The sequence below is a fragment of the Thiohalorhabdus sp. genome, from assembly GCF_036628635.1.
In the GTDB taxonomy this organism is placed as follows: Bacteria; Pseudomonadota; Gammaproteobacteria; order Thiohalorhabdales; family Thiohalorhabdaceae; genus Thiohalorhabdus.
In genome coordinates this window covers 117,537-130,866 of the sequence record NZ_JAZKRM010000003.1, presented here as the reverse complement: position 1 = coordinate 130,866, position 13,330 = coordinate 117,537, and the positions used below count along the sequence as shown (strand labels likewise).

The window sequence follows — 13,330 nt, the reverse complement described above, 5'->3', positions numbered from 1 at the left end:
TGCCCTCCAGCTCGCGGCCCACCAGGTGGCCGAAGATGACCAGGAACAGCGCCGCAGTGACCACCGACGGCAGCAGATTCTGGACCCAGGCGCGCAGAAAGCGCCGGGTCTGCTTCACCACCAGCCCCCGGTAGGCGTACCAGTAGCGCACCGCCCTCACAGCGCCGCCTCCCGGCCGCCCCGGCCCACCAGCTGGAGGAACAGTGACTCCAGCCGGTTCTGCTTGTTGCGCAGGGCCGCCACCTGCAGACCGGCCCGGGAAAGGCGGGCGAAGAGGGCATTGACGCTATCCGTCTCGGGGATCTCCACCTCCAGGGTCCAGGCGTCCGGGCAATGAACAATGGCCGGCGCCAGGTCGGGGACCGCCGCCACCGGTGCCGCCAGCTCCAGCACCAGGGTCTGATGGCGCAGGCCGTGCAGCATGGCCGCGGTACCGCCGCCGGCCAGGATGCGGCCCTGGTCCAGGATGGCCAGCTCATCACACAGGGCTTCGGCCTCCTCCAGGTAATGGGTGGTCAGCAGGATGGTGACCCCGCTGCCGTTGAGCTGCCGCATCAGGTCCCAGGTGGCGTGGCGGGCCTCCAGGTCCACCCCGGCGGTGGGCTCGTCGAGGAGCAGCAACCGGGGCTGGTGCACCAGGGCGCGGGCGATCATGAGGCGGCGCTTGAGCCCCCCGGACAGCCCCCAGGCCGTCTGGTGGCGGCGGTCGGCCAGGCCCACCTGGGCCAGCACCTCGCCGGCCCGCTGCCGGGCCCGGCGGGGCGACAGGCCGTAGTAGGCGGCCTGGGTCTCGACGATCTCGGCCACTGGCTCGAAGCTGTTGAAGTTCACCTCCTGGGGCACCACGCCCAGGCACGCCTTGGCCGCAACCGCCTCGCCGTCCAGGTCGTGGCCGAAAACCCGGACCCGGCCCGCGTCCGGGCGCACCAGGGAGGTGAGCAGGCCGATTACGGTGGTCTTGCCGGCGCCGTTGGGGCCAAGGAGCCCGAAAAAGCTGCCGTCGGCCACGCCCAGGTCGACGCCGTCCAGGCCCACCCGGCCGCCGGCATAGCGCTTGGCAACGCCTTCCAGGGTGATGGCGGGATGGCTCACGGCCAGGCCCCCGTAACCCCGGCCGCCTGCGCCGCGACCTCGCCCTGACGATCCACCGCGCAGACCGCCAGATCGGTATGGGCGGGCAGCAGGCGCTCCGCCTGATCCCAGGCCCGGGCGCAGACGCGGTCGGCCAAGGACAAACCGGCCTCCTGCGCGTTCGCCAGGGCCTCCAGGCTGGTGTTGGCGGCCTCGATCCGGTCGGCGGTGGCCTCGGTAGCTCCCAGCCCCCGCGCTTCGGCGGCGAGGCCAGGCATATCGATGGCGCACTGGCGGCTGTGGGTGTCCAGATGGCCCCGGGCGAACTTGGAAAGCTTGCCGAAGCCCGCCACCAGGGCCACGCCTGTTACGGGGTGCTTGCTCAGGTACTTGAGGGCGGCGCCGAACAGGTCGCCCATCTCGATGAGGGCCATGTCGTCCAGGCCGTAGCGGGCCCGTGCCGCCGCCTCGCTGGTGCCCCCGGTGCAGCAGGCCACCTGCTCCAGGCCGTTGGCCCGGGCCACGTCGATGGCCTGGTGGATGGAGGCGATGTAGGCGCTGCAGGAGAAGGGCCGGACGATCCCGGTAGTGCCCAGGATGGAGATGCCGCCCTCGATCCCCAGCCGCGGGTTCATGGTGCGGGCGGCGATGCGCTCGCCGCCGTCCACGCCCACCGTGACCTCGAAGCCGCCGGTATGGCCCAGCTCCGCCGCCACCGCCGTCAAATGGTCGGCGATCATCCGCCGCGGCACCGGATTGATGGCCGGCTCGCCCGGGGGCACCGGCAGCCCGGTGCGCGTCACCGTGCCCACGCCGTCCCCGGCGTGGAAGGCCACCCCTGCCGCCGCCACGGGCACCACCCGGACCCAGACTCGGGCGCCGTGGGTGGCGTCGGGATCATCGCCGGCGTCCTTGATCACGCCCGCCTCCGCCCCCTGGTCCCAGGCCTGTCGGTCGTGGAGGGGCAAGGTCACCGCCTCGCCTCGCGGCAGGGTCAGGGGAACCGAGTCCGTTGGCGGAGCGCCCAGGGCCCGACGCGCCGCCGACACGGCGCCCGCCGTGGCGCAGGCCCCGGTGGTCAGGCCGGTGCGCAGGGGACCGCCGCCTTCGCGGCTCTCCGGGCGCATGGTGCCAGCTTGGGGCGTCTCCTCAGCCATCCCGGACCCTCTCGGCGTCGGAGCCGTCCCGCTCCGGCGCGATGGTTTCGTGCAGGCGGACCACCTCGCCGACGATGAGCAGGGCCGGCGACTGGATCGCCGAGTCCGAAACCCGCTCGGGGAGATCGGCCAGGGTGCCGGTGATTACCCGCTGGGCATCCAGGGTGCCCTGCTCCACCAGGGCACCAGGCATGGTCGCCGGTGCCCCGGCTGTCACCATTTCGGCGCACACCCGGTCCAGGCCGTTCAGGCCCATGTAGACCACCAGGGTCTGCTGCGGCTGCACCAGGGCCGCCCAGTCCAGCTCGGTGCCGCCGCCGCGGCGGTGGGCGGTGACGAACTGGCAGCGGTAGGCATGGTCGCGGTGGGTGAGCGGGATGCCGGCGTAGGCGGCGCAGCCCCCGGCGGCGGTGACGCCGGGAATGACCCGCACCGGGACGCCCTCGGCGACCAGGGCCTCGGCCTCCTCGCCGCCGCGGCCGAAGACGAAGGGATCGCCGCCCTTGAGTCGCACCACATAGCGCCCGTCCCGGGCCCGGGCCACCATCAGGCCGTTGAGGTCGGCCTGGCGGTAGTGGTGGTTGGCCCGGGCCTTGCCCACGTAGACCCGCTCGGCCTCCGGATTGGCCATGGCCAGGATGGATTCCGGAATCAGCCGATCGTGGAGCAGCACCTCCGCCCGCTCCAGGGCCATGGCGGCGTCCAGGGTGAGTAGGCCCGGATCGCCGGGGCCGGCCCCCACCAGGTCCACCCGGCCGGCACGCGCTGCCGGATCCTCGCGGGCGAAGCGGGAAGGGATCGACCCCATGGACGCCCCGGGTGGGCTCATGGCCGGAACAGCTCCGCCACCGCTTCGGGGTTGGACGGGAACCAGGCGTGAAGGTAGGTGGCGGTTAGCCGCCCGCGGCGGTAGACGGCCTCCGCGGCGCTGCCGCGATCCCGGGCGCGGATGCCGTGGGCGATGGGCTCAAGAGCCACCTCGGCGCGGCTGTGATGGAAGGTGTGGCCCCGGATCTCGCCCTCCGGCAGGGGCGCGGCCTGCAGGCCGATGCCCTGCACCCGCTCCGCCAGCTGCGCCCGCCCCGGCAGTAGCCCGGCCATAGAGGCGCTGTGGCCGGCGACATCGGCCAGGTCCTCCAGCAGATAGAGGAAGCCGCCGCACTCGGCCAGGATGGGCCGGCCGGCGTCGTGATGGGCGGCCAGATCGGCCTTCAGAGCCTCATTGGCGGCGAGGGCGTCCAGGTGCAGCTCGGGATAGCCGCCCGGCAGCCACACCGCCTCCGCCTCGGGGAGGCGATCGCCAGCCAGGGGCGAGAAGAACACCGGCTCGGCCCCCATGGCCGCCAACAGCCGCAGGTTGCCGGGATAGAGGAAGGCGAAGGCGGCGTCGCGGGCGATCGCCACCCGCACCCCGGCCAGTTCCTTCTCCGGTTCCGGCAGCTCACCCGCGTCGAAGGCCACGGGCTCGGGTAGGCCGGTCACTCCCGCCTCGCCGACGGCCTCGGCGGCCGCCGCCAGACGCTGCTCCAGATCGTCGATCTCCTCGGCCTGGACCAGGCCCAGGTGGCGGTCGGGCAGGCCAACCGCCTCGTTGCGCGGCAGGGCGCCGAAGTAGCGGATGCCCTCCGGCAGGGCCGCCCCCAGCATGCGGCCGTGCCCGGCGCTGCCCACGCGATTGGCGATGACCCCGGCGAAGGGCAGCCCGGGGCGCCAGGAGGCCAGACCGTTGGCCACGGCGGCGAAGGTCTGGGCCATGCCGCTGGCGTCGATCAGACCCAGCACCGGCAGGCCGAAGCGCTCGGCCAGATCGGCGCCGGAGGGGTCGCCGTCGAACAGCCCCATGGAGCCCTCCACCAGGATCAGATCGGCCTTCTCGGCGGCCCCATGCAGCATGGCGCGGCACTCGTCGGCGCCCACCATCCACAGGTGGAGCGGGTCCACCGGGTGGCCGCAGGCCTGCTCGAGGATCATGGGATCCAGGAAGTCCGGGCCCATCTTGAACACCCGCACATCCAGGCCCTGGTCCCGGTGATAGCGGGCCACGGCTGCGCTAACGGTGGTCTTGCCCTGCCCCGAGGCCGGAGCGGCGATAAACACCGCCGGACAGGTAGCGCTCACAGTTCCACCCCCTGCTGGGCCTTAACGCCGGCATCGAAGGCATGCTTGTTCTTGCCCATGTCGGTGACCGTGTCCGCCACCTCCATGAGGTCCTGCGGCGCGCCGCGGCCGGTGATGACGACATGCTGCCCGGGCGGGCGGTTGGCCAGATCCTCCAGAACCGTGGGCAGGTCCAAAAATTCCTTCTTCAGGGCGATGTTGAGCTCGTCGAGCAGCACCAGGTCCACCGAGTCGTCGCCTAGCAGTGCCCGGGCCTGCTCCCAGGCGGCCCCGGCCATCTCCACGTCGCGGCTGCGGTCCTGAGTCTCCCAGGTGTAGCCCTCGCCCATGACGTGGTAGGTGACCTTATCAAACTGGCGGAAGAAGGCCTCCTCGCCGGTGGCGAACTTACCCTTGATGAACTGGACCACGCCCGCCTTCTGGCCGTGGCCCAGGGCCCGCGCCACCATGCCGAAGCCGGCGCTGCTCTTGCCCTTGCCGGTGCCCGTGTTGACGATGATGACGCCGCGCTCGTCGCTGGCGTCGCGGATGCGGGCGTCCATGATCGCCTTCTTCTTCTGCATGCGCTCGCTGTAGCGGTCGTCGCTCTGCCCCTCGCTCATCGATGGGGTCCTTGTGGTCGGAGGAAAAAACGACGGACGGCGATGCAGCCTCTTTCTAGTCGTCGCCGCCCTCGATCATGATCAGCTTGCCGGACTCCGGATCCCGGTACACCTCACCCATGGGCTCGTAGCCGGAGCCGGCACCGCCCACCCCCTCGGGCACCTCGGGCAGTTCCTTGCCCTTGGTCACCTCCTGCCGCGACAGGTCTTCCAGGGGCGACTGCTGGCCGCCCTGGCTGGCGGCCAGGGCGGCGATGAGGCCCACGGCGAAGACCAGCATGATGTCCACCAGGTTGGCCATGGGGCCCATGGGCTCGGCATCGGCTTCGTCGAAGCGCCCCCGACTCCAGTCACGCCCGGCCATCGCCGGCCTCCATGGCATCGAGCAGCGAATCGTACCAGCGCCGGCGCACGCGGCCGAGGACGAAGCCGATGATGCCCACCAGAAGGCCCATGACGGTGGTGTCGAAGGCCACCGTCACCGCCTGGGCCAGGGTCTGAAGCTCGCCCCGGCCCATGGCGGCCAGCCCGGGACCCAGTGGGATGAGGGTGCCCATGAGGCCGAGCATGGGCCCCACCCGGGCGATGAGATCGGCCCGCTCGATCCGGCGCCGACCCAGCCGGCCCGCCGCCTGACCGTCGCCCGAGAGGCGCAGGCGGCGGATGCCGCCCAGGCCCTCGCCCAGGGTCTGACCCACCTCCCACACGGCCAGGGCCACCAGGGCGGCCAGGGCGGCGAGCACGGGCTCCAGCAGCCAGCTCACCCCGGCGTGGATCCACTGCACCAGGACGCCTTCAAACATAGTTGCCTCCGCTGCGTAGGCCGTTGGCGAAGCCGGCGATCAGCACCAGCCCGGCCAGGCCGCCCATGGCCCAGACGAACCAGGGCCAGCGGTTTCCCCGGGCGGGCTGGTCCGATTGGCGGGCTTTTTCCTGCGGCTTTTTCTGTTTCGCCTCAGGTTTTTTCGAGGACTCGGCCTTGTTCGGCTTGGCGGGCTGCTCGGTCGCGGCGGTGGCCGCCGCTCCTACATCTTTCGAATGGGCCGAAGCGGCTTCCGGGGCCTGTTTGACCTCGGTCACCGAGCGCACCGCCGACTCCTGCCCCTGCGGCTGCTTGCCGCCGGCCGCCTGCAGCTTCTGGTCAAGGGCTTTCGCCAGCTTGTCCCCGATCTGGGCTTTGACGTGGTCGAACACCGGGTGCTTGGGCCGGGTGTGGCCGGAGCCTGGCAGGCCGTTCGCCACCACCGCCTCCGCCAGCTTCTTGGCCAGCTCCTGCTGGGTCGCTTTGGAGGCGTCCCAGAACTCTTTCTGGATGGCCACGTTCATGATGGCAAGCATGTTGGTTCGCACGTGGGCCCGGTTCCCCTCGGCCAGGAATTCGTCGAGCTGCAGGTCGTGCTTGTCGTCGATGTAGACCGACTTCACCTCCTGCCATACCCAGTCCTCGATCACCGCCGGGTTGGTGACCTGCCAGCCCCACAGGTACTCCATGAACTTGGAGCCCATGGTGCGGGCGCCGCTGTAGCCGTGGTCCATCTGCCCCTTGAGCCAGGCGGGGTTGAGGTAGCGGCCGCGCAGCTCCTGCAGCAGGGCGCTTTGCAGGGGCTGCATCTGCGGGTCGTCGGGGTCGGAGTGATCAATGATGCGGTTATCGGGGGCGCTGCCGGCAACCTTCTCCACGGCCATGGACAGCCCGCCCAGGTAGTCGAAGGCGTCGTTGTTGTCCAGCAGGCCGTAGAGGTTGGAGGCGCGCCCCAGGTAGGTGCGCTCCACCCGGCCCAGATTGCGCTTCAGGCCGTCGTGGGCGGAGCCGCCGCCGGCGTCGGCGCCATAGACGTGGCCCATGCGGTGCATGTAGGCGTCCGCGATCTGACCGCGCTCCTTCCAGGAGCCGGAGCGCTCGGCCATGCGGTTGACACCGGCGCCGTAGCTGCCGGGGGCGTCGCCGTAGACGCGGTAGATGGCGTCCTTGCCGGCTTCCGCCGGTTTGGCACCATTGTCTACGGCCCGCCGGGCGTCGGCTACCCAGTGGGCGGCCACGAGGTTGCGCTCCAGGGACTCCGTGCCGGCGTTGCGCAGCTCGCCCAGGGGCTTCAGGGCCGCCTCCAGCGCCGGGGTCAGCTCAGGATGCTTCTCCCGGATGGTCTGGCTGGCGCCGTCCAGGGCCAGGCGCACGGCCTTGTCCAGCCAGCCGTTGAGCTGGCCGTAGAGGTCGCGGAACAGGCCCGAAGTGGTGAACACCACATCGCGGCGGTAGCGGCCGTCCTCCAGGGGTTGGCGCTCGATGCCCTCGACGATGCCGCGGCTGTTCCAACCCGGTTTGATGCCCAGCATGTCCATGCCGAAGGCGACCATGGCGCCCTCGTCGCGCACGGTGTCCGAGGCCCACAGCACCACCGCCTCGCTGCCCTCGGGCGGGCCTTCGCTGTCCTCGTTGCGGGCGTCGGCGGCCATGCGGGCCCCCATCTCCCAGCCCACCCGACTGGGCAGCAGGTTGCCGTTGAGTCCGAAGAAGTTGCGGCCGGTGGGCAGCACCTCGGGGGTGCGGATGGGGTCGTTGCCCTTCCCGGGCTCTATGAACCGGCCATCCAGTCCGGCCATCAGCCCGGCCATCTCGCGGCCGGGTGAGGCAGCCAGGGCCTGGCGCCAGCGGTCCTTGATGGCACCGTCACCGGCCATGGACTCCAGCATCATCTGCTGCTCCTCGGCGCTCCACTCGCCGCCGAAGATATGCAGGCCCCGGGGCATGAACTCCTCCTGCATCTCGGTGAGGTGGTGGCCCACCTCATGCACCAGGAGGTCCCCGCCCACCTCGTCCAGGCTGAGCTCGGGATTGCCCCGCTCGGCGCGCAGCTCCGACTCCAGCTCCGAGGCCATGTCCAGCTCGGCGATCTTGTCGCGGATGCGGTCCAGGGCCCGCTCGCGGGCGGGGGTATTGCCCTGGCCCTCGGCCGACTCGAAGCTCTCCACCAGACCGCGCAGCTCCAGGAGCTGGTCGTACAGCGGCGTGGTGGACAGCGGCGGCGTCAGGTGGTCCACCATCACCGTCAGGCCGCGGCGCTTGGCCTGCAGGCCCTCGCCCACGCCGTCCACGATGTAGGGATAGATCCCGGGGAGATCGCCGGCGATGAGCCGCGGGTAGTCGGTGTCGGTGAGCCCCACCCGGCGCCGCGGGAGGAACTCGTAGGTGGAGTGCCGGCCCAGGTGGACCAGGGCGTCGGCGCCGAAGTCCGCCTTGAGCCAGTGGTAGTAGCCCAGGTACTGGTGCGGCGGCGGCACGGCCAGATTGGCGTGCAGCAGCTCCTCATTCACCTCCCAGCCGCGCGGCGGCTGCGGCCCGATCCAGACATTGCCGAAACGCAGGCCCGGCAGCAGCATGTCGCCGTCGTCGACCATGACCCGGCCCGGGGCCTCGCCCCAGCCGTGCAGGCCCTCGATGCCGGTATCGCGCAAGCCGTTCACCAGCTTCTTCGCCTTATCCCAGCTGGCGTCGGCCTCCTCGGCGAGCAGGGCCTCGTACTCGGCGCGCAGCTGGTCCAGCAGGTCCCGGGCCCGACCGGCCGAGGGATGGTCGGCCCCCTCCACCAGGTGGCGCAGATCGCCGTGCATGCGCTCCAGCAGGTCCCGGCCCAGGTCCATCCGGCCGGCGGCCTCCGCCTCGTGCAGGGTTTCGTGCAGGTAGCCCAGCGGGCCATCGGCCATCTCGGCGCGGATGGCCTTCGGCAGGGTGGCGAACCATTCCCGGTAGGCATCCGCCGACAGAGTGGGCACCTTGCCGTGCAGGCGCTTCAGCTCGGCACGGTTCTCGGGCAGGTTTACACCGCGCTCCTGCAGCCGCTCCAGCAGGGCCTCGGGGGATTCGGGCAGCTCGCCGGTGCGATAGCCAGCCTCTTTAAGGTTGCGCAGGATGCGCATGAGCGAGCGCGGCACATCCAGGTTGTCGGCACCGATGTTGTGCCGGCCCGGGGGATGGTTGTAGTAGAGGATGCCGACGCGCTTGTCGCTGTTCGGTGTGCTTCGGAGGGCGATCCAGTTGGCGGCGCGCTCGGCGATGGCGGTCACCTCCCGCGCCACCGGGCGGGTGGTGGCAAAGCGCAGCCCCGTCTCCGGATCGGTGTGGGCCGGCTCCGCCGCCGCCACCACCAGCGGCTGGCTCACCCCCTGCAGCTCCGGCATGCCCACCCGGTAGTGGATGGAATCCTGGGGCAGCCCGTCGGCGGACATCCGCCACTCGCCACGGGTACGGTCGGTGAGGCGGATGCCCTTGAGCACGGGCACGTCCAGGTCCTCCAGGGCCTCGGTTACCGCCTCGCGGCCCTCGCCGCCGCCCACCACGAAATCCTGCAGGCTGATCACCGCGCCCAGATCCGCCGGTTTGCTGACTTCCCCCAGACGCTGCACGGCCTGGCGGCTGGCCGTGCCCCAGCGCGCCAGCACCGCGAAGCAAGCCGGCCCCTGCGACCTAACCTCGGAGCAAAGCCCGTCCACCAGGCGCCGCTTGCCCGCCTGGTCGCCGTCGTCGTAGGCCAGCACCGCCACCGCCGGCTCGCCCTCGGGCAGGTCCAGCTCATCGGCGGCCACCACCTCGCCGTCGCAGTAGTAGCGCAGGGGCGCCGCCGGCTGCGGTGGTCCCGCGGCCACATCGACGCCCCCCTGGCTCAGCAGCCAGGCCATGAGGTTGGCCGCGTTGTCGGCACCGCGACCGCGCCAGTAGGCCCGGCCCCGCAGCCATTGGGCCTGCTCCGGGTGCTTGGCGGCCAGGTCCTTCATGAAGGCCAGCGGATCCGCATCGGCCCCGGGGTCCGCCCCGATCACCGCCTCGGCATCACCGCCGAGATCGGCCAGGGGCCGCCCGCCATCGAAGCGCGATTGCCGCACCAGCGAGCGGGTGCTGCTGACCACCAGCACCGGCGCGCCCTCCGGCGGCGGGGATTGGCGCAGCAGGCGCTCCAGGCGGGAGGCGGCATCGCCGAACACCCCGGCCATGAGCACGGCGTCGGCATCGGCCCACAGCTTAGCGACCCGGTCGTCCGAGAGATCGCTCAGCTGGGCAGGCGTGCGCAGCACCACCTGGTGGTCGGGATTATCGGCCAGATAGCGGTGGGCCCCGCCGGCGGCAACGGCCGCCGAGCGCTCGGAAATCACGCCCACCAGCTTGGCCGCCTGGACGGAGGCGGCGGGCCAGAGCAGGGCCAGGACCAGGGATAACAGCAGGATCGTATTGGGGGCGGCGCGCCGCGCCGCATTAGGGACAGTCATGGAAGCTCCGCTGCACCGGTTCCAGGGTCGGGCGATTCCGGGCAGCGCGGGGGATACAGTGGCGGGCAAGCGGGCCTAAGGGCCGGCCCCCGCACGTCGCGCCCCGCGACGCCGTGGGTCAAACCGCTCCAGGCCGGTCTCCGGGCTGACGAGCTGGCGGCGGGGCCGCCGGGCGGTCGCCTTCCCATCCCGCTCCTGGATCCCTCGCGATGCCGCCAATCGGCACCGACAGGTAGTGATCCAGGGGCGGGACAGTGGCCAAAGACCGCCCCACACTCGCTTACCGTTGCGGGGGCAGCGCCGGTTCGGCCCGCGGGCCGTCCGGACTTCCCGTTTCACCCCGGCCGTTGGGCACGGGGCACCTGGGGGGAGAAAGGGCCTTCCCGGCAGGAACTACCGGAAAGCTAAACAGGTTAAGGGGCTTGGGGGGAGGGGTCAACGGCGAGGGAGGGGCCCTAAAAGCCAGCTTGAGCGCAAAACCGGAACATCGGAGGGGCCGTGTTAGCATCCCGCGCCCCATTTCCCCTCTGGAGGCTACCCCCATGGATGAGGATCTCATCAAGGCCTACGGCATGATCTCGGCCCACGAATTCGCCCTGGAGATGATGATGGCGAGCTGGCTGGCACAGATGCCCAAACAGCAGGCGGACAACTTCCTGGGCGCCATCCGGGAGCAGGCGCAGCAGGCCGCCTCCAAGCTGGAGGGCGACGAAGCCCAGCAGCAGGCCCGGCAGGTCTTCCAGGAGGCCGAGAAGATCACCGACAACCTGGTTCAGAAGGTGCGCACCCGCGCCGACACCCTGCGCGAGCAGATCGGGTAAGCGGCCAAGGAAGTCTGATCCCTTTGGTGGTTACTAAGGGGAACAGAAGTTTTGTCCGAGTGGTCGCCCGGGGCCGAAGGCAAACCGCTCCGGGGACCGCGGCTCAGTTACGCCGGCCTAAAGGGCTTCGCGGGGGCGCCGAAGGCGCACAACCCTGCCCTGCGGGCATCCCTTAGTCGCTCATTGCCTCCGGCCCCGGGCGCATCGGGTGACTTTTCTTCTGTTCTTTTTAGTACTTGCACCTCATTGGATTGATGGCCCTATGGGAACCGGGAGGCCGGGGCAGGCCGGCCAATTGTTGTCAGAGGAACGAAAAGGAGGCATTATTTTCTCATGACAAAAGAGAGGCGCCCGGGAGGAGGTAAAAATGGCGGTAACCGCGCCGGAGCAGCATGGAAACGACCGCCGCATCGTCTCCGAGGCCGTCATCACCGCTGCCCAGACCTTGGACCTTACCAACAGTCAGCTGGCCCGCATCCTCGGTACCAGCGCCTCCACTGTTTCCCGCCTAAAACGGGGAGAAACACATTTGGATCCCGGGACCAAGCAATGGGAGCTGGGGCTGCTGCTGATTCGGGTCTATCGCTCTCTGGGGGCAATCGCCGGCGGTGACAAGCGAGTGATGCAACAATGGCTCCGGAACCCCAACGAGGGTCTGGGCGGCCTACCGCTGGAGCGATTGTATGAAGTCACCGGGATCACCGAAGTGGCCAATTACCTCGACGCCCACCGCGGGGTGGCCTGATGCGGATGCCCTCTCCCGGGGATATCTCCCGGGAGATGCGGCCGCTGTCGGGCTGGACCTGGCGGGCCGTGGAGACCCAGCATTACGCGCTAACCCGCGAGCTGGTCGGAAGTCACGCCGATCAGGCGCGCTTGGAAGAGCTCCTGGAGGGGGTCAAGCCGAAGTATCGCCCCGAGGCAGAGCAGCTGGACTACCTCCTGAAAACCCCTTTCCGCTATGAGCCGCCCAAGCGGGGCGGCAGCCGTTTCCGCCGACCCTACGCCCCCTACGGGGTCTTCTACGGCGCGGAGCGTCCCCGGACGGCGCTGATCGAGCTGGCCTTCCACCGCTACCGGTTCTTCGCCGAATCCCCCGCTACCGACCTCCCCGCGGGGGAGCTGTCCCTGACCGTTTTCGCGGCCGGCTACCGGGCCGGCCGAGGCCTGGATCTGACCGATGGCGAGCTGGCGAGCCTGCGGGCTTACTGGGTGGCTCCGGGAGATTACAGCGCCACGCAACGGCTGGCCGAGCGGGCGGTGGAAAGCGACGTCGAGATTATCCGCTACGAATCGGCTCGCGACCCAGAGACCGATTCACGGGGATGGAGTGCGGGCCGCAACCTGGCCATCCTGGACCCCCAAGTCTTCGACCCGCCGCACCATCGGCGTCCCCAAACCTGGTACCTGTACATGGGCATCAAGGAGGTCAACATCCGGCGGGCCCATGGTAGGCCCGAAGAGCAGATCGATTTGCCGCGATCCGTGATGGCGATGCCGGCCCCACCCAAATAACCCGGAACAGGCCCGGACTTTCCGGCTCAAGCCACTCCGGCCAGCCACAGCCCGCCGAGACCGATGGCCAGCCCGCCCACCACGAACCGCAGCCCGTTCATCAGCCCACTCCCCCGCCGCGCCACCCAGTCCTGCAGGGTGCCGAAAGCCACACCGAACCCGGCCATGCTCACCAGCACCCCGACCGAGAACACCAGCAGGTAGGCCAGTCCCAACCAGGCGCTGCCGGCCTGGATGGAGGGCAGCAGGGCCATGAGCGGGGCGGCGCCGGCCAGGCCGTGGAGGACGCCCACGAAGACCGGGCTGTGGTCGGCCCAACGCCGATGGCGGCCGCCGTGCCCTTCCACCAGGTGGACGTGAGTCACGTTGCCGTGGCGGTGGGAGCGAAGATGCACCCGGCGCCGCCACAGGTCCCACCACACCCACAGGCCGAGGGCGACCAGAACGACGCCCACGAGGCGCTCGGCCGTGCCGTAGAGGGCCTCGGGCAGGTGCCAGCCCAGAACGAGGGCGATGAGGCCGACGGTGAGGAGGGTCAGGCCGTGACCCACGGCCCAGGCGCCGCAGAAGCGCAAGGTGCGGCGCCAGCCGGACTCGCGGCTGGCGAGGGAGGTGACGGCCATGATGTGGTCAGCGTCGAAGGCGTGGGTCAGGCCCAGGCCGAAGCCGAGCAGGAGCAGTCCGAGAAGGCCGCCGTCGGGCATGGCCGGCTCCCGGTTGATGGAAATGGTACTGGGTTCCACCTTACCGGTAAAATCCGCGCGGGCCGATAGCCTAGCCTCCGGAC

Annotated in this window: 12 protein-coding genes, 1 pseudogene and 1 riboswitch; of the genes and pseudogenes, 3 read left to right on the top strand and 10 right to left on the bottom strand. The window is 70.5% G+C overall.

What is annotated here, in order from left to right; all coding sequences use genetic code 11:
• The 9 genes and pseudogenes from V5A19_RS14285 to V5A19_RS02255 all read right to left on the bottom strand — a co-directional run.
• Positions 1 to 124: pseudogene (locus tag V5A19_RS14285) on the bottom strand (ABC transporter permease); the annotation flags it as partial.
• Between the two features lie 32 nt (positions 125 to 156).
• A complete protein-coding gene (locus tag V5A19_RS02290; protein WP_332318361.1) occupies positions 157 to 1,092 on the bottom strand; it encodes an ABC transporter ATP-binding protein in 936 nt (311 codons plus the stop codon).
• Entirely contained in the window at positions 1,089 to 2,198 is a 1,110-nt protein-coding gene (locus V5A19_RS02285; RefSeq protein WP_443081423.1) for a cobalt-precorrin-5B (C(1))-methyltransferase, read from the bottom strand. The genes V5A19_RS02290 and V5A19_RS02285 overlap by 4 nt, the downstream gene beginning before the upstream one ends.
• Before the next feature lie 22 nt (positions 2,199 to 2,220).
• Positions 2,221 to 3,036: a uroporphyrinogen-III C-methyltransferase gene (cobA, locus tag V5A19_RS02280; protein WP_443081496.1), complete on the bottom strand. Its 816-nt coding sequence runs from the start codon at positions 3,034 to 3,036 to the stop codon at positions 2,221 to 2,223.
• Positions 3,037 to 3,053: 17 nt separating this feature from the next.
• Entirely contained in the window at positions 3,054 to 4,346 is a 1,293-nt protein-coding gene (locus V5A19_RS02275) for a cobyrinate a,c-diamide synthase (RefSeq protein WP_332327680.1), read from the bottom strand.
• Positions 4,343 to 4,948, bottom strand: a complete 606-nt coding sequence (gene cobO, locus V5A19_RS02270) for a cob(I)yrinic acid a,c-diamide adenosyltransferase (protein WP_332327679.1) — start codon at positions 4,946 to 4,948, stop codon at positions 4,343 to 4,345. Before cobO ends, V5A19_RS02275 begins: the two co-directional genes overlap by 4 nt.
• 55 nt (positions 4,949 to 5,003) lie before the next feature.
• On the bottom strand, positions 5,004 to 5,312 hold the full coding sequence (locus V5A19_RS02265; protein ID WP_332319813.1) for a DUF2149 domain-containing protein: 309 nt from the start codon (positions 5,310 to 5,312) through the stop codon (positions 5,004 to 5,006).
• The gene (locus V5A19_RS02260; protein WP_332319814.1) at positions 5,299 to 5,751 is read right to left on the bottom strand and encodes a MotA/TolQ/ExbB proton channel family protein; all 453 of its coding nucleotides are present in this window, start codon (positions 5,749 to 5,751) and stop codon (positions 5,299 to 5,301) included. Before V5A19_RS02260 ends, V5A19_RS02265 begins: the two co-directional genes overlap by 14 nt.
• Entirely contained in the window at positions 5,744 to 10,207 is a 4,464-nt protein-coding gene (locus V5A19_RS02255) for a cobaltochelatase subunit CobN (protein ID WP_332327678.1), read from the bottom strand. The genes V5A19_RS02260 and V5A19_RS02255 overlap by 8 nt, the downstream gene beginning before the upstream one ends.
• A 114-nt stretch (positions 10,208 to 10,321) precedes the next feature.
• Positions 10,322 to 10,588, bottom strand: a riboswitch (cobalamin riboswitch).
• 161 nt (positions 10,589 to 10,749) lie between these two features.
• On the opposite strand from V5A19_RS02255, the gene V5A19_RS02250 reads away from it, so the two are divergent.
• The 3 genes from V5A19_RS02250 (at position 10,750) to V5A19_RS02240 (ending at position 12,543) form a co-directional block, all read left to right on the top strand.
• On the top strand, positions 10,750 to 11,028 hold the full coding sequence (locus tag V5A19_RS02250) for a hypothetical protein (RefSeq protein ID WP_332317684.1): 279 nt from the start codon (positions 10,750 to 10,752) through the stop codon (positions 11,026 to 11,028).
• Between the two features lie 367 nt (positions 11,029 to 11,395).
• On the top strand, positions 11,396 to 11,773 hold the full coding sequence (locus V5A19_RS02245) for an antitoxin Xre/MbcA/ParS toxin-binding domain-containing protein (protein ID WP_332317683.1): 378 nt from the start codon (positions 11,396 to 11,398) through the stop codon (positions 11,771 to 11,773).
• Positions 11,773 to 12,543, top strand: coding sequence for an RES family NAD+ phosphorylase (locus V5A19_RS02240; protein WP_332317682.1), 771 nt, complete (start codon positions 11,773 to 11,775; stop codon positions 12,541 to 12,543). Before V5A19_RS02245 ends, V5A19_RS02240 begins: the two co-directional genes overlap by 1 nt.
• Before the next feature lie 26 nt (positions 12,544 to 12,569).
• On the opposite strand, the gene V5A19_RS02235 is transcribed toward V5A19_RS02240, so the two are convergent.
• Positions 12,570 to 13,247 (bottom strand): HoxN/HupN/NixA family nickel/cobalt transporter, encoded by a 678-nt coding sequence (locus tag V5A19_RS02235; RefSeq protein ID WP_332317681.1) that lies wholly within the window; start codon positions 13,245 to 13,247, stop codon positions 12,570 to 12,572.
• Positions 13,248 to 13,330 lie beyond the last annotated feature (83 nt).